This window comes from Actinoplanes sp. NBRC 101535, from assembly GCF_030269225.1.
In the GTDB taxonomy this organism is placed as follows: Bacteria; Actinomycetota; Actinomycetes; order Mycobacteriales; family Micromonosporaceae; genus Actinoplanes; species Actinoplanes rectilineatus.
In genome coordinates, this window is sequence record NZ_BSSY01000031.1 from 52,393 (window position 1) to 72,887 (window position 20,495).

Consider the following 20,495-nt stretch of genomic DNA (forward strand, 5'->3'; position numbering starts at 1 on the left):
TGAAAGCCGATGATCATAGAAATCGTTATCCGCGCTGTGGGCGATCAGTGCTGCGGGTGCGTTCTCAGCCTGCGGCCCAGAGCAGGCCGCGTTCGGTCAGCGTCCGGGTCTGGGGTATCAGCAGGTCTGCGGGGGAGTGCCCGAGTGTGGAGACGAACACCCGGCCGGCGCCGAAGCGGCGGGTCCAGACCACTGGCATGACGGTGCCGGCTGTCTCGGGTGCTTCCGGATGGCCGGCGAACGTGGTGGTGGCCAGCACCTCCAGGGCGGGGTCGACATGGCAGTGGTACTGCTCGGTGCGGACGTCGAAGCTGCTCAGGCCGGCGGTGATCGGGTGGGCGCCGGTGATGTCGACGGTGTGCTCGACGAATCCGCCCGGATGGCAGAGGAACCGGCCGCCGACCATGAACTGGTAGCGCGGCGCTTCGTAGCCGGTGGCGACCACCCCGCCGTGCCATCCGGCGAACCCGGCGCCCGAGCGGATCCGTGTGACCAGCCCGTCCTCCTGTTCCGGTGTGAGCCGGCCGCCGCTCCAGCTTTGAATGATCAGATCGATGCCGGCGAGCAGGCTGGTGTCGGTGTAGACGTCGAGGTTCTCGGCGGTGCGCACCTCGAAGCCGTGTTCCTCCAGAAAGTCGCGGAACAGCTCGGTGCAGGCGATCGGCTCGTGGCCCGTCCAGCCCCCGCGAACCATCAAGGCCCTCATCGTGGCGCGCCCGTCAGCGAGAAACCGGTGAAGTCCGCCGTGAACCGGCGGCGGGCCAGGTCCTGCACGCAGACGCCGATCATGGTGCCGGTGAAGCGCAGCGGTGGCCCGATCTCGTCGGACAGCGCGTCGAGGTCGACCTCCCACCGGTCGTCATCGACGCTGAGTACCAGCCGCAATCCGTCGACTTCGGCGTGCAGTCGTAACGGCCCCGCGCCGGCCGGTCGCCATACGTGTTCGATGGTGCCGGCGGGGGACTTGCTGATCACCCCGACGACACGGCCTCGATCCTCGTGGTGGGTGACGGCGAGGTAGTGGTAGCCGGTGGTGTTGTAGTAGACGACCAGCCCGGCCATCTCGGTGAACCGCTGCGGATCCGCGTCGACGGTCACCTCGGCCATGCAGGTCAGGCTGGTCAGGCGGCACGCCAGCAGCGACTGGTGGAACAGTGAGTCGAGGCTCTCCCGGCCCCGCAGCCGCAGCCACCCCGGCCGGCTGCTCAGGTCCGCCTGTGCCGGGCCGCGCAAGCTCACCCATTCTGGTCCACGGAAGGCCTGATCCCGCGGCTGCGGCGCCGGTTGCGGCGCGGCGCGGGGTGCGGGCACGTCGGCGTACGGGTGATGGCCGCCGTCGGCCAGCCGCAGCCAGCCGTCGTCGTCCCAGATCACGCGCTGCAGGAACGTCTCGCGCCCGAGCGGCGACCGCAGGCCCGTCCGGCCCATCACCGGTCGCGCTCCCAGGTGCACGAGGTAGTGCTCGCCGTCCGCAGTGGTGACCAACTGTCCGTGCCCGGCCTTGTGGATCACCGCTCTCGGATCGTCGCGTGAGGTGAGCAACGGACTCGGGTCGGTTTCGTAAGGTCCGTGCAGGTTCCGGGATCGGGCCAGCCGGATCCCATGGTGGTAGCCGGTCCCGCCTTCGGCCAGCATCAGGTAGAACCAGCCGTCGTGCTCGAACAGGTGCGAGCCCTCCATCAATTCCTCGCTGGTATAGATCAGGTCCGGGTTACCGACCAGCTCACGGCGTTCGTGGTCGTATTCCTGTAGCAGGATGCCGCCGAACGAGAACCGGTCCGCGCGGTGGTCCCAGTTCAGGTTGACCAGGTAGCGGCGCCCGTCGGCGGCATGGAACAGCGACGGGTCGAAACCGGAGCAGTTGAGGTGGACCGGGTCGCTCCACGGCCCGGCCGGATCCGTGGCGGTGACCAGGTAGTTGTCGAGATCCTTGTAGGCGCCGGTCATGGTGCGAACGATGGAGTACACCAACCAGTAGAGGCCGTCGTGATAGCTGAGCGCGGGTGCCCAGACCCCTCCCGAGTCGGGTACGCCGCGCAGGTCGAGTTGCTCCGGCCGGTCCAATGCCGCGCCGATCGGCTGCCACGTGCGCAGGTCTGCCGACGTGTGCAGGCTGACGCCCGGAAACCACTCGAAGGTGCTGGTCGCGACGACGTATCGGCCGTCGGCGCGGATGGCGGACGGGTCGGAGTGGAAACCTGGGAGAATCGGATTAATGATCATGTAGGGGAGTGCTCCTCGTGCCGAAATCCTGGTAACGGTCTCTATGCTTGCCCGGTCCCGTCGATGCGCTGGGAGGCGGCAGGACTCTCCGAGCTGGGGCGTTCTACGCCGGTAACCTCGCGGAAATGAGCTATTGACGACACTGAGCCGGAAGCCTACTTTCCGTAGAAAGCGATTTCTACAGCTCGCCACTTTTTGGAGGCACACGGATGGACGGCAGGAGCAGGCGGTGGCTGGCCGCCGCGCTGGCGGTGGGCATGACCTTCACGCTCGCCGCGTGCGGCGAGGACGAGACCGCCTCGGGCCCGGTCGAGGTGGAGTACTGGGCCTGGTCGCCCAACATCGAGCCGGTGGTCGCCAAGTTCAACGAGACCCACACCGACACAAAGATCAAGTTTGTGAAGCAGGCCGACAACCCGACCGCAGCCGGCGGCCTGCGCAACGCCGTCGCCGCCGGACAGAACGTGCCCTGTGTCGTGCAGAGCTTCGGCGAAGTGCCGTCCCTGCTGGCCGAAGGACTGCTCGCCGACGTCACCGAGCAGCTCACTCCGTACATCGAGAAGAAGATCTTCACTGACACCGCGGTCAAGGCCGTCACCGTCGAGGGCAAGTACTACAGCGTCCCGGCCGGCGCGGCCCCCAGCTTCATGATGATCAACCGCGCTGTCTACGACCAGCACGGTATCGCCGTCCCCAAGACCTGGGACGACATCATCGCCGCCGGGATCAAGCTCAAGCCGCACGGCATCCAAGTGATGAACCTCGCCGGCGAGGACCCCAGCACCCTGGTCAACCTGACCCAGCAGGCCGGCGGCAGCTGGTACTCGGTGCAGGACAACGCCTGGAAGGTCGGCTTCCTGTCCCCGGAGTCGCAGAAGGCCGCCGCGGTCGTGCAGCAGCTCGTCGACAACGGCGTCGTCGCGAACCAGACCTACACCGACCGGCCGGCCCTGATCTCGTACTTCGACCAGGGCAAGATGGTCTCCCTGCCCACCGCGACCTGGCAGCTGTCCAACTACGAGACCAACTTCAAGAAGTCCCTCGGCGACTGGCAGCCCATCGACCTGCCGCAGTACGCCGACGCCGCCACCTTCGTCACTCCGGCGCACGGTGCCGCGACCTTGATCCCCAAGGGCTGCCCGCACCTCGCCGAAGCCACTGAGGTCGCGGTCTGGCTCAACAGCAGCAAGGACGCCATCGACGCCTCCTACCTGCCGGACACCGGAGCCTACGCCTGGCCCGGCGCGATTCCCGACCCGTCGCCGTGGGTCGAGTCGGTGGTCCCCAAGAACCTCTTCGGTGATCGGCGTGCCGAGGCCGTCCCGGTCATCCTCAAAGCCACCAAGGCCGGCATCGACCCGTGGGTGGTCGGCCCCAATTACACCGGCGTCTTCAAGGAACTGCAGGACCAGTGGGCCCTCGCGGTCACGAAGAAGATCTCGCTCCAGCAGCTGCTGGAGCACATGCAGACCTACACCGTCGAAGACCTGAAGACCAAGGGAATCAATGTCGCCGGCAACTGACCGGCTGGCGCGGCCGGCGGCGACCCCGCCGGCCGCACCACCCACCACCGCAAAGCCGTCCGCCAGGGTCCGCCGCCGCACGGCATGGCAGGGCGCGTCCTTCACCGTGCCGTACTTCCTCGGGTTCGCCCTGTTCATCGTCGTTCCGGTGATCGTCGGCCTCAGCGAGAGCCTCTACACCAAGAAGTCCTCAGGCCTCGGCTTCGGCGGGCAGAGCGTCACCTTCAGCGGCCTCGACAACTTCACCCGGGGGTTGAACGACGAGGCATTCTGGGGCGGGATGCTGCGGGTCACGCTCTTCGCCCTGGTCGTCATCCCGATCATCCAGATCGCCAGTCTGGCGGCCGCCCTGCTGCTCGACGAACTCGGCAGGCGCGCCGCGGGCCGTTTCCGGGTGGCGCTGCTGATCCCGCACATGGTCCCCGGCATCGTGGCGATCCTCATCTGGATCTACCTCTACAGCCCGGCGGTCGGCCCGATCACGCCGTTCTTCAGCCTGTTCGGCATCGACGCCGACTTCTACAGCGGCGCCCTGATCTGGGTGTCCATCGGCAACATCATGGCGTGGAGCAGCATCGGCTTCAACATCCTGGTCGTCTACGGCGCTCTGCAGAACATTCCTCGGGAGATCTTCGACAGTGCCCGGGTGGACGGCGCGTCGACGTTGCGGATCGCCTGGTCGATCAAGGTCCCGTTCGTGCGTACCTCGCTGGTCCTGACCTCGGTCCTGGCGATCATCGCAACCCTGCAGATCTTCAGTGACCCGTTGCTGTTCCGGTCGATGACGCCGGAGACCGTGGACCGCAACTTCACGCCGATCATGATGATCTACGACCAGGCGTTCGCGGTCGGTGACTTGAGCTACGCCTCCGCCCTGTCGATCATCCTGGCCGCCGTCGTCGGCATCGCCTCAGCGGTCTTCTACAAACTCACCAACAGGAAACCGACATGACCGAGAACGCCCGTCGCCGGACGCCCAGGATCCTGGTGCTGACCGGGCTCACGCTGTTCACCGTCTACTCGCTGGCGCCGATGTGGTTCCTGCTGGTGTCGTCGACGAAGTCCCAGCACGACCTCTACAACACCAACGGCTTGTGGTTCGCCGACTTTCGGTTGTGGGAGAACCTGAAGATGCTGTTCACCTACAACGACGGCATCTTCCTGCGGTGGATGGCCAATAGCATCTGGTACGGCGTGGCCAGCACCGTCGGAATGACGATCATCTGCATCGCCTGCGGTTACGGCCTCGCCATGTACCGGTTCCCCGGCCGCGGTGTGCTGATGGCCTGTGTCATCGGATCGTTCCTGGTCCCCGGCGCGCTGCTGACCATCCCGTCGTTTCTGCTCTTCACCGACCTCGGCCTGGTCGACACCCCGTGGGCGGTGATCCTGCCGGGCTTCTTCGCCCCACTCTCGGTCTACCTGGCCAAGGTGTACGCCGAGGGCGCCATCCCACCGGAGCTGCTGGAAGCCGCCCGTATCGACGGCGCCGGCGAGTACCGGATCTTTTTCCAGATCGGCGTGCGGCTGATGAGCACCGGCGCCGCCACCATCTTCCTGCTCGGGTTCATCGGCGCCTGGAACGCCTTTTACTTCCCGCTGGTGTTCCTGCGCGGTGAGCAGAAGTGGACGGCCATGCTCGGCCTGTACTCCTGGCTCAACGTCAAGGTGGAGAACTCGCTGGACCTGACCAGCCTGGTCGAGGCCGGTGCCCTGGTCTCGTTGATCCCGATGGTCGCGCTGATGCTCTCCATGCAGCGCTACTGGCGTTCCGGCATCACCCTCGGCAGCCTCAAATAGCGTCACCGAGAAGGCCCGGTCCGAACGGACCGGGCCTATCGCCGTGCCCGCGGCGGGATCAGGCGCTGCGGACGAGTTCGTGTTCGTGGACGGGGTGGGCGAACGGCCGGCCGGCCACCAGACGGCGCAGCTCGTCGAGCGCGCACTGGCCCAGGCGATGGATCTCATTGCCGTGTGAGCCGCTGACGTGGGGGGTGAGGAAGACGCCCGGCAGGTCGAACAGGGGCGAGGCGGGCGGCATCGGTTCGGGGTCGGTGACGTCGAGAACCGCACTGATCCGCCCGCCGGCGACCTCGGCCGCCAGAGCCGCGGTGTCGACGAGCTCGCCGCGGGCGGTATTGATCAGGACGGCGCCGTCGGGCAGCAGCGCGAGCCGTTCGGCACTGAGCATGCCGTGCGTCTGGGGGATGGAGGGTGCGTGCAGGCTGACGACGGCGCAGCGGCGTAGCAGGTCGTCCAGATCCAGCAGCTTCGCGCCGAGGCCGGCGGCGTCGGCCGCCGTCAGGTACGGGTCGGCGACGTGGACATCGAGGTCGAACGGGCGCAGCAGTTCCAGCACGCGCCGACCGGTGCGGGAGGCGCCGATGATGCCGACGCGCTGGCCGAAGTTGCCGACACCGGGGACCATCGCTGCCGGGGTGAACACCCGGTCGTCCCGGTAGCGTTCGCGCAGGGTGAAGACGCCCTTGCCGGCGAACAGGATGGCCGCGAGAGCGTATTCAGCGACCGGGATCGCGTTGGCGGCGGCGGCTGAGGAGACCAGCAGGCCGCGGTCCCAGCAAGCCTGGGTGACATGGGACTTGACGCTGCCCGCGGCGTGCACGACGGCCCGGAGGCGGGGCGCCGCCGCGAGGGTGACAGCGTCCAGCGGCGGGCAGCCCCAGCCGGTGATCAGGACCTCGGTGTCGGCCAGGGCGTGCCGGATGGAGGGGGTGTCGAAGCGTTCGGCGACCAGCTCGGGGTCGACCTCGGTGAGCTGGCAGATCTGATTCAGCACGGAGGGTGTGAACACCTCAGCCATGTGCCGCGAGCGCATCGCGAAGAGTGCCACTGGGCGTTGCACCACGGTTGTTGTCCTCCACCTGTGTAGCCGGCTCAGCGGCGTTGATAGAAATCGTTCTCTACTCTAGAAATCCAGGCTTCCGCCGTCAATGTGCTGGTCGAAGTCCGTAAGAATTGCTCCTCGTGCACCGATGGGATCCGCCTGCGGCCCTGGACTCTGAAACCGCGTTCTGGCTTTTCGATGTGAACGCGATGGCGTCTCGATGGCGTCGATGATTCGGGCAGGTCAAGCGTCTCCGTTTCCTTGACGGTCATCGATGTTAAGCCTACGTTACACAGATAACGTTCTCTTCATCTCCGAGACTGTCCCCCTTTTGGAGAGTGATCCATGAGCTTCACTCGACGCGGGCTGCTGGCCGCCGCCGGTGCCACGCTCGCCGGCGCCGCTGTCCCCGCAGCTCTCCGGCCCGCCTCCGCCGCACCTGCCGCCTTCGCCCATCCGGGCATGCTGCACAACGCGGGCGACCTCAACCGGGCCCGGGTGCGGGTCGGGGCCGGCCAGGACCCGTGGCTGTCCGGCTGGAACCGGCTGACCGCCAACGCCCATGCGCAACCGACCTGGACCGCCAACCCGCAGGCCACGATCATCCGCGGCGGCACCGGCCAGAACTACGGCATCCTCTACAACGACATCCACGCCGCCTACCAGAACGCCCTGCGCTGGCGGATCGCCGGCACCACCGCCAACGGCGACTGCGCCCGCGACATCCTCAACGCCTGGTCGGCCACCCTGACCAGGGTCACCGGCAACGCCGACCGTTTCCTGGCCGCAGGCATCTACGGCTGGCAGTTCGCCAACGCCGCCGAGCTCATGCGCGGCTACAGCGGCTTCGACCTGGCCCGCTTCCAGCGGATGATGCTCGGCGTCTTCTACCCGGTCAACAACGACTTCCTGACCAACCACAACGGCGCCTGCATCACCAACTACTGGGCCAACTGGGACCTGTGCACCATGGCGTCGATCATGGCGATCGGCATCCTCTGCGACGACGCCGCCAAGTACGACCAGGCCGTGAACTACTTCAAGACCGGCGCCGGCAACGGATCCATCACGCATGCCGTGCCGTTCGTCTACGCGAGCCAGGGCCTGGCCCAATGGCAGGAGTCCGGCCGCGATCAGGGCCACAGCCTGATGGGCATGGGCCAGATGGGTGCGATCTGCGAGATGGCGTGGAACCAGGGCGACGACCTCTACAGCTACGACAGCACCCGCTTCATGCGCGCCGCCGAGTACGTCGCCCGCTACAACCTCGGCAACGACGTCCCGTACACCACCTACACCTGGGGGACCGGGCAGAACTGCGCCACCGTCACCCAGACGGTGATCTCGGACGCCGGCCGCGGCCAGATCCGGCCGGTCTGGGATCAGCTCTACTACCACTACTACGGACGGCTGCGCCGGTCGGTGCCGAACATCGCGGCCATCGCCGCGCTCGGCCGTCCCGAAGGCGGTGGCGGCGACTACGGGCCGAACAGCGGCGGCTTCGACCAGCTCGGGTTCGGCACCCTCATGTACGCGAAATAGCCACCGGAACGCGGCCGGGTGGCGGTGCCGAGTCACGGACCACCACATGGGTGCCGAGCATCAGGTGCTGCGGCCCGGCGTTCTCCTCGCGGCTCAGTGCCAGCCGCACCGCTGCCCGGCCCAGTTCCTCCTGTGGCACGTGCACCGTGGTGAGCGCCGGATAGAGATCGGCGGCCAACGGTATGTCGTCGTACCCGGCGACGGCGACGTCGTCGGGCACCCGTTTACCGGCCTCCCGCAACGCTTGCAGGACACCGGCCGCCACCACGTCGGTGGCGGCCAAGACCGCGGTGAATTCGGCGCCCTCGGCCAGCAGCCGGCGGGCGGCCTGGTGACCGAACGCGCGGCTGTGGTCCCCGGCGACGATCAGCTTCGGATCCGCTTCGACACCCATCGCCCGATGGGCGTTGTGGAACCCGGCAACCCGCTGCGTGCTGGTCACCAGGCCGGGAACCTGCCCGACGAACGCGATCCGGCGGTGACCGGACGCCAGCAGGTGCCCGGTGATCGCGTACGCGCCGCCCTCGTTGTCGTACTCGACGACCGTCGCCGGAGCGGTCGGGTCGGCCAACGGTGGCCGTCCGACCAGCACTAGGCGGGAGCCGGAACGGTCGAGAGCGTGCGCGTAGTGGATCAGCCGCTGCTCGTGGGCCTCGTTCTCCCGGGCGCCGCCGACCAGGATGACCGCGTCGGCGGCCTGCTGGCGCATCAGGTCGATGAATCGGACGATCTGGTCCCAGTCCGCGTCGGTGTTGCACACGATGCATAGCCGGCCCTCGTCCTTGGCCTGGTGCATCACCCCACGGGCGATGTAGGCGTAGAACGCCCCTGTCACGTCGTCGGCCAGGAACGCGACATTCTTGGTCGAGGTGCCGGACAGGGCCCGCGCTTGCGCGTTAACGACGTAGTCCAGCTCACGCATGGCACGCAGAACCCGGGTGCGGGTGGCTGCCGCCACTGGATAGTTCTCCAGCAGGACGCGGGACACCGTGGCGGGGGAGACTCCGGCGCGCAAGGCGACGTCCTTGATGGTGGTCCGGTTGGCGTTGACCGGCGCTGACTTCCTTGCCACGGGCGATGCCCCTCCGATCACGCAGTGTGCCGCACAGGATAGTCGATGCCGGAAAGAACGCGTTTTCTGCGCCCTTCACCTCGCCATTTTCGGCCCTGTCAGCGTACGGCGACAGCTGCCCACGAGGTCGGCGGCAGGACCACGGTGAGCCGTCCGCCGTCGAGGCTCACGGCCTTCAGCGCTCGCGGCGACACCCGGTACGGATCGGCGAGGGTGTTGACGGCGTACGGGTCCTCGTCAGCCAGCACCACCGCCTCGGTGACCGACGACGGGGCGAACGACCGAAGATCGATCTCAATGGTACGGGGACCGCGCTGATCCCGGTTGACCAGCAGCACCGCACCCTCGGTCTCGGCCCAGGTGACCACGGCGTCGAGGTGGGCGGCGTCGCCGTGGCGCTGTGTCTCGTACGTCGTCGTGGTGATCGCCGGGTGGTAGGCGGTGCCCCGCGCCAGGCGCGCCGTCGTCGCGAACGGGAAGAAGGTGGTCTGGCGCCAGGACGGCCCGCCGGGCTCGGTCATGATCGGTGCGATGACGTTGACGAGCTGGGCGAGCGACGCGGCGGTCACCCGGTCGCAGTTCTTCAGCAGGGTGATGAGCAGGCTGCCCACGGTGACGGCGTCGGCGACGGTGTAGACGTCCTCGAGGATGCGCGGAGCCACCGGCCAGTCCGCAGGGTCCGGGCGCACCTGCTGGTCCTGATACCAGATGTTCCATTCGTCGAACGCGATGTTGATCGTCTTCGTGCTGCGCTTGCGGCTGCGCACGTGGTCGGCGGTAGCCGTCACCGTGTCGATGAAGTGCTGCATGTCGGCCGACGACGCGAGCAGCGATCCCAGATCGCCGTTCTTCTCCTGGTAGTAGGCGTGGCAGGAGATGTAGTCCACCGACTCGTAGCAGTGTTCGAGGACGGTGCGCTCCCATTCGCCGAACGTCGGCATCCCGGTCCACGACGACCCGCACGCCACGAGCTCCAGGTTCCGGTCGATCATGCGCATCGCGGCGGCGGTGCGGGCCGCGAGCGCGCCGTAGTCGTCGGCGCTGCGCTGCCCGATCTGCCAGGGGCCGTCCATCTCGTTGCCGAGACACCACATCCGGATGCCGTGCGGTGTGACGCTGCCGTTGGCCATCCGCTGGTCCGACCAGGTGGTGCCGGCCGGGTGGTTGCTGTACTCGAGCAGGTCCAATGCCTCCTGGATCCCGCGGGTGCCCAGGTTGACCGCCATGATCAGTTCCAGTTCGGCGCGCCGGCACCAGGCGGCGAACTCGTCCACCCCGATCTGATTGGTCTCGGTGCTGTGCCAGGCCAGATCCAACCGGCGCGGCCGGGCCTGGCGCGGGCCGATGCCGTCCTCCCACCGGTATCCCGAGACGAAGTTGCCACCGGGATACCGGGCGGTCGTCACCCCGAGCTCGCGGACCAGGTCGAGGACGTCGGTCCGGAAGCCGTCGGCGTCGGCGAGCGGGTGCCCGGGTTCGTACAGGCCGTCGTAGACACCGCGCCCGCCGTGCTCGACGAACGCGCCGAAGAGGCGGCGGTTGATCGGCCCGATCGCCGCGGACCGGTCGGCGATCACTACGTCGTTGCCCATGGACTCTCCTGGGTGACTACTGATAGAAAACGTTATCTACCGCAGGCTAGGAGGAGAACCCGCGATGGTCAACAAGTTCGGGTACGTGATGGTGCACTTCGTCGAAGATCCCGGCGGGTATGCCGAGAAGATTTATCTCTCGCTGAGCCGTGGTGACGACCCGACCCGCTGGTACCGGCTCAACGGCGGCGAGCCGATCCTGGCCTCTGGTCTGGGAACCACCGGTGTACGCGATCCGCACCTGATCCGCACCCCTGACGGCTTCCACCTGGTCGCTACCGACCTGAGGGTGTTCGGCGGCGACGACGCGGGCTGGCGCTCCTGGTCGCATCAGGGCAGCCGCTCGATCCTCGTCTGGGACACCCCCGACCTGCTCACCTGGTCACCGCCGCGGCTGGTCGAGGTGGCGCCACCGGATGCCGGCATGGCTTGGGCGCCCGAGTCGATCTACGACGAGGATCTCGGTGAGTACGTCGTCTTCTGGTCCTCGAACCGGCTTTCCGCCGATCCGGCCTACAGCCGGATCCTGTATGCGACGACCCGTGACTTCGTCACGTTCAGCCCCGCACAGGTATACCTCGACACCGGCAGCACCACCATCGACACCACGATGATCCGCCACGGCGGAAAGGTCTATCGCTTCCACAAGGACAACAGCCACGGCGGTCGTGAACTCTACGCCGATGTGGTGTCGTCACTGTTCGCCGACGACGCCGTCATCCTGCAGGAACGCATCGGCCGTGCCGATTTCGGCGACGTCGAGGGCCCGCTGGTGTTCAAGGACAACCGGGAAGAACGCTGGTTCCTGTTCGTCGACCACTACGGCGACGGCGGCGTCGGGTACCGGCCGTTCGTGACCGCCGACCTCGCGGCGGGCGATTGGGCACCTTTCACCGGCGAGTTCGAGTTGCCGGCGAACACCAAGCACGGCGTCGTGGTGCCGCTGCGCGACGGTGAATGGGAACGTCTCGCGAGCAGCCTGCCGTGACACCGGCCGACCGACACCACATCGTGCTCACCACCCCGGCCACCGCATTCCACGAGGGCTTCCCGCTAGGCAACGGCGCGTTCGGCGCGATGGCCCACGGACGGCCACACGTCGAACGATTCGACCTGAACCTGGACACGCTCTGGTCCGGCGGCCCCGTGCCGGTCGAGGCCGGCCCGCCTCCCCAGCGGCTGTTGCCGCAGCTGCGACGGGCGATCCGGTCTGGCGACCATCGCCTGGCCGACTCTCTCGCCCGGCGCATGCAAGACAAGGGCTGGACCGAGTCCTACCAGCCCCTCGGATGCCTGGAATGGCGGTATACCGCGGATACGGAGATCACGGACTACCGCCGTGACCTCGACCTGGGACGGGCGATCGCCGGCACCGCCTACAAAGCGGGTGGCGGCGGGGTCCGCCTCAGCGCGTTCGTCTCCGCGCCGGCCGGTGTCCTGGTTGCCACCGTGACCGGCTCCGGGCTACTGGCCACGCCGGTCTTCACGTCACCGCACCTGACGGTATGCACGAGAGAGCATCGTGACGGTGACTGCCGCTACCTGGTGGTCACCGGCCGGGCGCCGGCACAGGTGCTGCCCAACTATGTCGACCGGGAACCGGCAGTGATCTACGCCGACGACGACCCCGATCAGCAGGACGGGACGGTCGCCACCGGCATGGGGTTCGCCCTGGTCGTGGCCGTGCAACGGACCGGGAAGGACGAGATCCGCCTGATCGCCGCCGCGGCGTCCGGGTTCCGCGGCTACGACCGGCGCCCGAGCGCCGACCTGGCAGCCCTCACCGAGCAGGCCCGAAGCCGGGTGGCCGCAGCGCTCGTCACCGCCGGAACCGACCTGAGCGACCGGCACGTCGAGGAGTACCGCGCCTTTTTCGACCGGGTCGATCTCGACCTGTCGGGCTGCGCCCCCGACGCCGAGCGGTACTACCACCTCGGCCGTTACCTGCTGATCTCCAGCTCCCGACCGGGCACCCAGGCCGCCAACCTGCAGGGCATCTGGAACGCCGACGTGCGGCCGGGCTGGAGCAGCAACTACACGACCAACATCAACGTCGAGATGAACTACTGGGCGGCGGAGCAGACCGCGTTGGCGCAAATGCACGAGCCGCTGTTCGACCTCGTCAGCGACCTGGCCGCCGCCGGCACCGCAACGGCACAACGGTATTACGCGTCCGCTGGTGCGGTGGCCCATCACAACACCGACATCTGGCGGTTCACCGCGCCCGTCAACGGCGATCCGCAATGGGCGAGCTGGCCATCCGGCCTGCTCTGGCTCGCCACCCACCTCGGCGAACATCTGGACTACGGCGGCCGGCTCCGCGACGGTGATCTTCTCGCGCTGCGTGCAGCGGCCGCCTTCGCCCTCGACATGCTCGTCCCCGACACCGACGGCGTACTGGTGATGAGCCCGTCGACATCCCCGGAAAACCGCTTCGTGGCCGACGGCGGTGATGCCGCCGTCACCGAGGGCTCCGCGATGGATCAGGAACTCGTCCACGCGGTGCTGACGCGTTACACGGCTCTGGCCGACGACGACCTCGCGGAGCGGGCCCGTGCCGCTCTCGCCGTTCTACGACCGGTCGTCATCGGCCCGGAGGGCGAACTGCTCGAGTGGTATGACGAACGGCCGCCCCGCGAACCGGGCCACCGGCATCTCTCCCACCTCTACGGACTCCATCCGGGCACCCGCATCACCGAAGCCGGCACACCCGCTGAGTTCCAGGCCGCCCGCCGGGCCCTGCGAACACGCCTGGACAACGGCAGCGGGCACACCGGCTGGAGCCAGGCATGGATCCTGTGCCTGGCGGCCCGGCTGCGTGACCCGGACCTCGCCGAACGCTCGATCGCGATCCTGCTCGGCGAGCTCAGTTCGGCCTCGCTGCTCGATCTGCACCCGCATCCCGCCTGGCCGGGCGGCCACCTGTTCCAGATCGACGGCAACCTCGGCGCGGTCGCCGGCATGACCGAACTACTCGTGCAAAGCCACGAACAGGCGATCAGCTTGCTCAAGACCCTGCCACCGTCGTGGCACAGCGGCACCGTCCGCGGCATCCGCTGCCGGGGCGGGCATCAGGTCTCCGTCACCTGGGCCGGCGGCGCCCTCACCGAGGTCACCATCATCACCGGACCGCACGCCGATGTCGTCATCGAGGTCGCCGCGGCGTCGACACCGGTCGCTGTCATCGACGCCGAGGGCCGGCGGCTCGACACCCGCGAGGTGACCGGAGCCGTAGCCGGACGCCGCCGGATCGGCTGGACTGGTGAGCCGCACAGCAGCTACCGGCTGAGTGCGTACCGGGAGGACTTCCGGTGACGCGCGTCAGGCGAGGTTGGCGATGATGGCGGCGGTGACCTCGCGGGTGGTGGCGGTGCCGCCGACGTCGCGGGTGCGCACGCCGCTGCCGGTGGTGACCTCGATGGCGGCGCGGACTGCCTTTGCCTCGTCGTGCAGGCCGAAATGGTCGAGCATGAGCGCGGCGCTGCCGATCGCGCCGACCGGGTTGCAGACGCCCTGGCCGGCGATGTCCGGCGCCGAGCCGTGCACGGGCTCGAACATCGATGGGAACCGGCGTTCGGGGTTGAGGTTGGCGCTGGCGGCCAGCCCAAGGCTGCCGGCCAGGGCGCTGCCCAGGTCGGAGAGGATGTCGGCGTTGAGATTGGAGGCGACCACCACGGACAGGTCCTCCGGGCGGAGCACGAACTTCGCGGCCATGGCGTCGACCAGCACACTCTCGGTGGTGACGTCCGGATATTCGGCGGCCACGCGGGCGAAGACCTCGTCCCACAGGACCATGCCGTACTGCTGCGCGTTGCTCTTGGTCACCGATGAGACCTTCTTGACCGTACGGGTGCGCGCGAGGTCGAACGCGAACCGCATGATCCGCTCGCAGCCGTACTCGGTGAACAGCGCCGACTGCACGGCGACTTCGCCGGTGTTACCGCGGGCGCCGAGGTTGCGCCCGCCCAGGCCGGCGTATTCGCCTTCGGAGTTCTCCCGGACGACGACCCAGTTGAGCTCGGTGGTGTCGGCCTTGCGCAGCGGGCTCTGAACGCCGGGCAGGAAGTCGACCGGCCGCACGTTGGCCCACTGGTCGAAGTTCTGGCAGATCTTGAGGCGCAGGCCCCAGAGGCTGATGTGGTCCGGCACGGTGGGCCAGCCGACCGCACCGAAGTAGATCGCGTCGAAGGCCTTGAGCTGCTCCAGGCCGTCGTCGTCCATCATCCGGCCGTGCTTGGCGTAGTAGTCGCTGCCCCAAGGGAAGTCCTGCCAGTCGAAGGCGAACCGGCCGTTCGAGGCGGTGGCGAGCGCGTCGAGAACGGCGCGGCCGGCTTCGACGACCTCGATGCCGACGCCGTCGGCGGGGATGGCGGCGATCCGGAAGTTCTGCTGAGCGGTCACGATGAGTCTCCGTCTTCTAGGGATGTCGTGACGCCGAGTTAACGCCTGGTTTCGCAACGGCGTCCAAGACGCAGAAGTGATGCCGACGATAGGCTTTCCCTATCAAACGGGCGACCGAGCGTACGTCGCGACGCACGCCACGAAGGCCTGCGCGGCCGGGGTAAGCCGTCCCTGCCGGGTGACGAGGGAGATCCGCAGCAGCGAGACGGGTTCGATCCGGCGTACCCGGGCGCCGGTCCGCTGCGCGAGCGGCGCCCACGACGACGGCATGACCGCGTGTCCGACCCCGTCGAGCACCATCGGAAGGATCGAGGTTCGGTGTTCGAGCTCGACGACGAGCTCCACGTCGACCCCGCTGGCCAGCACGTCGTCGACGAGCTGGCGCATCAGGCTGCCGCGGCGGCTCACGATCAGCCGCATGCCGGCCAGGTCTTCGCGGCCGATGACATCGGATGCCGCCGACATCGACGGCGGGGAGATCAGAACGAGCGGCTGGTCCTCGATGTGCAGCACATCGAGCCCACCGGTGTGCGGTGCCGAGGCGGCGCCCAGTAATCCGACCTCCGACTGCCCGGACTTCACGGCGTGCACCACCTCCTCCGGGGTGAACGCGGCGTCGACCAGCAGACTCATTCCCGGGTAGGTGTCGGTGAAGACCCTGGTGATGGTGCCCAGCGGCTCCATGGCCGGGCTCGGCATGGCCACCAGCTCCACCCGGCCGCGTTGCAGTCCCTGCACCGAGCGCACCGCGGCCTTCGCGTTATCCAGGTCCCGGATCACCTGCCGGGCCGGTTCCACGAGCTGCTTACCGGCGTCGCTGAGCACGATGCCGCGGCCGACCCGGTGGAACAGCGGCACCCCGAGCTCACGCTCCAGCTGACTCATCGACTGCGACAGCGACGGCTGCGCGATGTGCAGCTGCTCGGCGGCCCGGTTGAAGTTCAGATGATCGACGATGGCCAGGAAATGCGAGAGCTGACGCGCGTCCATCACGGCCTCCGGTCACCATTGATAGGTGGAACCTACTGGAGGTGTAGCCAACGTGTCTTAGACGTTTCGGATCCGTTTCACGCACTGTGTGAGGCATCACAGCGGGAACCCGAGGAGTCTCATGGACACGCCGGCAGCGAAGCGTCCCTGGTACCGCCAGCTCTACTTCTACGTCCTCGTCGCGATCGTGCTCGGTGTCGTCGTCGGTGGCGTCTGGCCCGATGTCGGTGTGGCCATGGAGCCGATCGGCACGTCCTTCGTCGACCTGATGAAGATGCTGATCGGCCCGGTGGTGTTCCTGACCATCGTCGGCGGCATCGCCAGTGTCGCCGACCTCAAGAAGGTCGGCATGACCGGCATCAAGGCGCTGACTTATTTTCAGGTCGGCACCATCGTGGCGATGGCGACCGGCCTGGTCGCGATCAACCTGTTCCGGCTCGGCGACGGCGTCAACGCCGACCCGGCCACCCTGACCACGACCGAGGACGTCACCTCCCTGGTCGAGAAGGGCGAGGAGTCGCACTGGTGGGATTTCCTGTTGCGGGTGCTGCCGGACAACATCATCAGTCCCTTCGCCGAAGGCGAGATCCTCCAGATCATCTTCCTCGCGGTGATCTTCGGCGTCGCCCTCAACGCGGTCGGCTCGGTCGGTGCACCGGTCCTCGACGCCGTTCACCGGCTCACCGCGATCGTGTTCAAGGTGCTCGGCTTCATCATGAAGCTCGCCCCACTCGGCGCCTTCGGCGCGATGGCTTACGCCATCGGCAAATACGGCGTCGAGACCTTGACCAGTCTCGGCTCGCTGATCGCCCTGTTCTACGTCACCTCGGCGCTGTTCGTGTTCGTCGGGCTCGGCTCGGTGATGCTGTACCTGCGGCTCAACATATTCCACCTGCTGCGTTACCTGCGTGAGGAACTGCTGCTCGTGGTCGGCACCTCCACCGCCGAGCCGGCCCTGCCCGCCCTGATGCGCAAGATGGAGTTCGCCGGCGTGGAGAAGTCCACGGTCGGCCTGGTCGTGCCGACTGGCTATTCCTTCAACCTCGACGGCGCAGCCATCTATCTGTCCCTGGCGGCGCTCTACATCGCCCAGGCCACCAACACCGATCTGTCGATCAGCGAACAACTCGGGCTGCTCGCCATCATGCTGCTCACCTCCAAGGGTGCGGCCGGTGTCGCGGGCGGTGGCTTCATCGCCCTGACCGCTACTCTCGCCAGCGTCGGCACCGTCCCGGCCGCCGGCATCATGCTGGTCTTCGGCATCGACAAGTTCATGTCCGAGTGCCGCGCCCTCGTCAACTTCTGCGGAAACGCCGTCGCCACCCTCTTCATCGCCCGCTGGGACGGCACCCTGGACACCGCCCGTGCCCGCGCCGTCCTGCGGGGCGAGATCGTCCCGGGAGTTGGTCAACCGGACCAGGCTCCGGACGGCGACCACCCCGGCCGTACCCCGGCCAGCATCGGAGCCTGACATGCGCGTACTCATCGCCCCCGACAAGTTCAAAGGCTCGCTGACAGCGGCCGAAGTGGCCGCCGCCATCAGAGGGGGCCTTGAAAGTACGGGCGTACACAGCCGGTCGCTGCCCCTCGCCGACGGCGGAGACGGCAGTGTCGCCGCCGCCCTGCACGCGGGGTTCACCGCACACCCGGTCACGGCACGCGGCGCGGATGGCTGCCCCGTGCATACGACGTTCGCCTCCGACGGCACCACAGCGATCGTCGAGATAGCCGGTACCTGCGGGCTCGCCACCCTCGACGCAGCGACCCGGCACCCGATGGCCGCATCCAGCCATGGCCTTGGCCAGGCCGTCGCTGCCGCCGTCGCCACCGGCGCGACAACCGTCGTCCTCGCACTCGGCGGAAGTGCCTCCACCGACGGCGGCAGCGGCATGCTCGCCGCGCTCGGCGCCCGCTTCTACGACGTCACCGGTTCGCCGGTCGATCCCAGCGGCGCCACCCTTGCCGCCATCGCGTCGGCGGACCTGACCGGACTGATCGACTTGACCGGCGTCGACCTGGTCGTCGCTACCGACGTCACCAACGCACTACTCGGCCCGGACGGCGCGGCAGCCGTGTTCGCACCGCAGAAGGGCGCCGATGAACACCAGGTCCGGCTGCTGGAGGACGGGCTCGCGCATTTCGCCCGTACCCTCGCAAGGTTATGGGTGACCATCGCAGAGCCGGAACCGTCGCTCACACCTGGTGCCGGCGCGGCCGGCGGCGTCGGATTCGCCGCTCTGATGCTCGGCGCCCGGCGGGTGTCCGGCGCTGAATACCTGCTCGACCTGCTCGGCTTCGACGATGAACTGGCCCGGTGTGACGCCGTGGTGATCGGCGAGGGCAGTATGGACGCCCAAACCCTGTGGGGCAAACTGCCCGCCGTCATCGCGGCTCGCGCCGCCGGTAAACCGGTGTACGCGGTCGCCGGCCGAAGCTCCCTCACCGCCGACGAGCGCCGGCATCTGGGCATCCGCGAGCTGTGGTCACTGACGGACATGACCGACGGGGATCCGAGCCGCGATCCCGCCCTGAGCCTGCGCCTCGCCACCAGGGCGGGCACCGACATCGGCCACCGGCTGCGCGCGCCGGCATGAGCCTCATAGCCGGTACTGGGCGACCAGCTGCCGCAGACGCGCGGAGTTCTCCTGCAACTCGGCGGCCGAGGTCTCGGTGGCCCGGGCGGCGTCCCGGGTCGCGCTGGTCACCTGGACCACCTGCGCCAGGCCGCCGCTGATCTCGGCACTGCCGCCGGCCGCCCGGTTGAGGTCACCGGTCATGTTCTGGGTGGTGGCGCTCTGCTCCTCGACCGCCGACGCGATGGTGTTCTGATAGTCGTTGATCCGCTCGATGATCTCGCCGATCCCGGAGATGGACGTCACCGCCATCCGGGTGTCGGCCTGGATCTGGCCCATCCGCTTGCTGATCTCCTCGGTGGCTTTGGCGGTCTCCTGCGCGAGGTCCTTCACCTCGCCGGCCACCACCGCGAAGCCCTTGCCCATCTCGCCGGCACGGGCGGCCTCGATGGTGGCGTTGAGCGCGAGGAGATTCGTCTGCTCGGCGATGGCGGTGATCGTCTTCACGACACCGTCGATCTCCGCGGACGAAGCATCCAGCTGCACCATGGTCTTCCTTGCATCAGCCGCCACGTCAACTGCCTTGGCGGCGACCAGGGCGGCCTCGGAAGCACTGATGGCGATCTCCCGGATCGCCGCGCCCATCTGCTCGGCGCCACTGGCCACCGCCTGCACACCGGCGTTGACCTCGCCCGCGGCCGCATCGATCGTACTGACCTGGTCCGAGGTCTGATCCGTGCTGCGAGACAGGCCGCGGCTCGCCTCACCGAGTTCGGTGGACCGGTCAGCAAGCCCGGAGCTCATCTCCGACAACGCATACATGGTGGCCCGGACCTGAGCGACGGCCTGCTGCACCGAACGCGACATCTTGCCGATCTCATTGCCCGCCGGGTCCGCGGGCCGCTCCGTGAGATCACCGCTGGCCATTGCCGCGAGGACCTCCTGCAACGTTGTGATCCGCCGGTTCATCGTCCGGGCCACGAGCAGAGCGAACGCGGCGGCGGCCACCACACCCACAGCCAGGACCACGGCGATCGTCGTCCGGGCTCGGCCGGCGGCGTCCTGTGCCTCGGCAGCGCTCGCCGCAGCCTGCGACTCCGCCTGATCGGCGAGGCCGTCGAGACGCTCGACGGCCTCGCCGACCGCAGGGGCGAGTTTCTCGCTGCGGAACGTCTCCCACTCGGCGATCTTCCCAGCTGCCTTCAACGCGGAGGACTGCTGGCGGAGCTCGATGTAGTTCGCCCAGATTGTGGCGAAGTCACTCATCGCGGTGCGCTGCTGCGCACTCACCGGCAACTTGTCGTAGTCCGCCAGCCGGGTCGTCACCAGGTCATAGTTGGTGGACGCCTCCTCACCGTATGCCTTCGCCTTGGCCGCATCGGTCGAGGAGAGCTGCGACAGCCCGGCCCACCGCGCGTGCCAGATCAACTGCTGCATGTCCTTGACGACCGCGAGCGGGCGCAGCGACTCCTCGTACAGTGCCTCGGTCGCGTCAGCGGTGGACTGGGTACGCAGAATCCCCACCGCACCCACGACCACCGCAACCAGCAGAGCGATGCCCGCCGACGCCAGCAGGCCGGTGCGGATGCTCATGGCTCGGAGGCTAATACTCCAGCAGGAGATCCGTTTTGAGCTGCTGTGGCGGTGCGGGTTTGTCCGTGGACAGCAAGCAGCCACCGCTGAGTCTCGGTGGTTGTGTGGACCCCGAAATCGGCGGTGGCTGCCGCCTACAGC

General features: G+C 68.0%; 16 protein-coding genes. 8 read left to right on the forward strand and 8 right to left on the reverse strand.

Features of this window, described 5'->3' with window-relative positions; translation table 11 throughout:
- Positions 1-64: 64 nt before the first annotated feature.
- A complete protein-coding gene (locus tag QSK32_RS43900; RefSeq protein ID WP_285475401.1) occupies positions 65-694 on the reverse strand; it encodes a ThuA domain-containing protein in 630 nt (209 codons plus the stop codon).
- 8 nt (positions 695-702) lie between these two features.
- Positions 703-2,223, reverse strand: coding sequence for a glycoside hydrolase family 43 protein (locus tag QSK32_RS43905; protein WP_285475384.1), 1,521 nt, complete (start codon positions 2,221-2,223; stop codon positions 703-705).
- A gap of 209 nt (positions 2,224-2,432) precedes the next feature.
- Here QSK32_RS43905 and QSK32_RS43910 point away from each other — a divergent pair, with 209 nt between their 5' ends.
- From QSK32_RS43910 to QSK32_RS43920, 3 genes are read left to right on the forward strand one after another with little or no spacing between them, the layout of a single operon-like run.
- Positions 2,433-3,746 carry an ABC transporter substrate-binding protein gene (locus tag QSK32_RS43910; protein WP_285475385.1) on the forward strand — a complete coding sequence of 438 codons (1,314 nt, stop codon included), beginning with the start codon at positions 2,433-2,435 and terminating at the stop codon, positions 3,744-3,746.
- Complete coding sequence (locus QSK32_RS43915; protein WP_285475386.1) at positions 3,730-4,698, forward strand: carbohydrate ABC transporter permease; 969 nt, start codon at positions 3,730-3,732, stop codon at positions 4,696-4,698. Before QSK32_RS43910 ends, QSK32_RS43915 begins: the two co-directional genes overlap by 17 nt.
- Positions 4,695-5,546, forward strand: coding sequence for a carbohydrate ABC transporter permease (locus tag QSK32_RS43920; protein ID WP_285475387.1), 852 nt, complete (start codon positions 4,695-4,697; stop codon positions 5,544-5,546). Before QSK32_RS43915 ends, QSK32_RS43920 begins: the two co-directional genes overlap by 4 nt.
- A 58-nt stretch (positions 5,547-5,604) precedes the next feature.
- Here the strand turns inward: QSK32_RS43920 and QSK32_RS43925 are convergent, their stop codons facing one another.
- Positions 5,605-6,567, reverse strand: a complete 963-nt coding sequence (locus QSK32_RS43925; protein ID WP_285475388.1) for a hydroxyacid dehydrogenase — start codon at positions 6,565-6,567, stop codon at positions 5,605-5,607.
- Positions 6,568-6,936: 369 nt separating this feature from the next.
- Between QSK32_RS43925 and QSK32_RS43930 the strand changes: the two genes are divergently transcribed.
- Positions 6,937-8,133 carry an alginate lyase family protein gene (locus tag QSK32_RS43930; RefSeq protein ID WP_285475389.1) on the forward strand — a complete coding sequence of 399 codons (1,197 nt, stop codon included), beginning with the start codon at positions 6,937-6,939 and terminating at the stop codon, positions 8,131-8,133.
- Here the strand turns inward: QSK32_RS43930 and QSK32_RS43935 are convergent.
- Positions 8,117-9,205 (reverse strand): LacI family DNA-binding transcriptional regulator, encoded by a 1,089-nt coding sequence (locus QSK32_RS43935; RefSeq protein ID WP_285475390.1) that lies wholly within the window; start codon positions 9,203-9,205, stop codon positions 8,117-8,119. The genes QSK32_RS43930 and QSK32_RS43935 overlap by 17 nt on opposite strands.
- 98 nt (positions 9,206-9,303) lie before the next feature.
- Positions 9,304-10,797, reverse strand: a complete 1,494-nt coding sequence (gene arfA / locus QSK32_RS43940) for an arabinosylfuranosidase ArfA (RefSeq protein ID WP_285475391.1) — start codon at positions 10,795-10,797, stop codon at positions 9,304-9,306.
- Between the two features lie 64 nt (positions 10,798-10,861).
- Here arfA and QSK32_RS43945 point away from each other — a divergent pair, with 64 nt between their 5' ends.
- Entirely contained in the window at positions 10,862-11,785 is a 924-nt protein-coding gene (locus QSK32_RS43945) for a glycoside hydrolase family 43 protein (protein WP_285475392.1), read from the forward strand.
- A complete protein-coding gene (locus QSK32_RS43950) occupies positions 11,782-14,112 on the forward strand; it encodes a glycoside hydrolase family 95 protein (RefSeq protein WP_285475393.1) in 2,331 nt (776 codons plus the stop codon). Before QSK32_RS43945 ends, QSK32_RS43950 begins: the two co-directional genes overlap by 4 nt.
- A 6-nt stretch (positions 14,113-14,118) precedes the next feature.
- Here QSK32_RS43950 and QSK32_RS43955 read toward each other — a convergent pair whose 3' ends face one another.
- Positions 14,119-15,198, reverse strand: a complete 1,080-nt coding sequence (locus QSK32_RS43955; RefSeq protein WP_285475394.1) for a tartrate dehydrogenase — start codon at positions 15,196-15,198, stop codon at positions 14,119-14,121.
- 102 nt (positions 15,199-15,300) lie between these two features.
- Complete coding sequence (locus tag QSK32_RS43960) at positions 15,301-16,188, reverse strand: LysR family transcriptional regulator (RefSeq protein ID WP_285475395.1); 888 nt, start codon at positions 16,186-16,188, stop codon at positions 15,301-15,303.
- A gap of 121 nt (positions 16,189-16,309) precedes the next feature.
- Between QSK32_RS43960 and dctA the strand changes: the two genes are divergently transcribed.
- Positions 16,310-17,659 carry a C4-dicarboxylate transporter DctA gene (gene dctA / locus QSK32_RS43965; RefSeq protein WP_285475396.1) on the forward strand — a complete coding sequence of 450 codons (1,350 nt, stop codon included), beginning with the start codon at positions 16,310-16,312 and terminating at the stop codon, positions 17,657-17,659.
- A gap of 1 nt (position 17,660) precedes the next feature.
- Positions 17,661-18,782: a glycerate kinase gene (locus QSK32_RS43970; RefSeq protein ID WP_285475397.1), complete on the forward strand. Its 1,122-nt coding sequence runs from the start codon at positions 17,661-17,663 to the stop codon at positions 18,780-18,782.
- A gap of 3 nt (positions 18,783-18,785) precedes the next feature.
- On the opposite strand, the gene QSK32_RS43975 is transcribed toward QSK32_RS43970, so the two are convergent.
- Positions 18,786-20,354: a methyl-accepting chemotaxis protein gene (locus QSK32_RS43975; RefSeq protein ID WP_285475398.1), complete on the reverse strand. Its 1,569-nt coding sequence runs from the start codon at positions 20,352-20,354 to the stop codon at positions 18,786-18,788.
- Between the last annotated feature and the right edge of the window lie 141 nt (positions 20,355-20,495).

Bases quoted from the DNA above. Each gene is read 5' to 3' on its own strand.
- QSK32_RS43900 (WP_285475401.1), bottom strand. From the start codon at position 694: ATGGTTCGCGGGGGCTGGACGGGCCACGAGCCGATCGCCTGCACCGAG.
- QSK32_RS43905 (WP_285475384.1), bottom strand. From the start codon at position 2,223: ATGATCATTAATCCGATTCTCCCAGGTTTCCACTCCGACCCGTCCGCC.
- QSK32_RS43910 (WP_285475385.1), top strand. From the start codon at position 2,433: ATGGACGGCAGGAGCAGGCGGTGGCTGGCCGCCGCGCTGGCGGTGGGC.
- QSK32_RS43915 (WP_285475386.1), top strand. From the start codon at position 3,730: ATGTCGCCGGCAACTGACCGGCTGGCGCGGCCGGCGGCGACCCCGCCG.
- QSK32_RS43920 (WP_285475387.1), top strand. From the start codon at position 4,695: ATGACCGAGAACGCCCGTCGCCGGACGCCCAGGATCCTGGTGCTGACC.
- QSK32_RS43925 (WP_285475388.1), bottom strand. From the start codon at position 6,567: ATGGCTGAGGTGTTCACACCCTCCGTGCTGAATCAGATCTGCCAGCTC.
- QSK32_RS43930 (WP_285475389.1), top strand. From the start codon at position 6,937: ATGAGCTTCACTCGACGCGGGCTGCTGGCCGCCGCCGGTGCCACGCTC.
- arfA (WP_285475391.1), bottom strand. From the start codon at position 10,797: ATGGGCAACGACGTAGTGATCGCCGACCGGTCCGCGGCGATCGGGCCG.
- QSK32_RS43945 (WP_285475392.1), top strand. From the start codon at position 10,862: ATGGTCAACAAGTTCGGGTACGTGATGGTGCACTTCGTCGAAGATCCC.
- QSK32_RS43960 (WP_285475395.1), bottom strand. From the start codon at position 16,188: ATGGACGCGCGTCAGCTCTCGCATTTCCTGGCCATCGTCGATCATCTG.
- dctA (WP_285475396.1), top strand. From the start codon at position 16,310: ATGGACACGCCGGCAGCGAAGCGTCCCTGGTACCGCCAGCTCTACTTC.
- QSK32_RS43970 (WP_285475397.1), top strand. From the start codon at position 17,661: ATGCGCGTACTCATCGCCCCCGACAAGTTCAAAGGCTCGCTGACAGCG.
- QSK32_RS43975 (WP_285475398.1), bottom strand. From the start codon at position 20,354: ATGAGCATCCGCACCGGCCTGCTGGCGTCGGCGGGCATCGCTCTGCTG.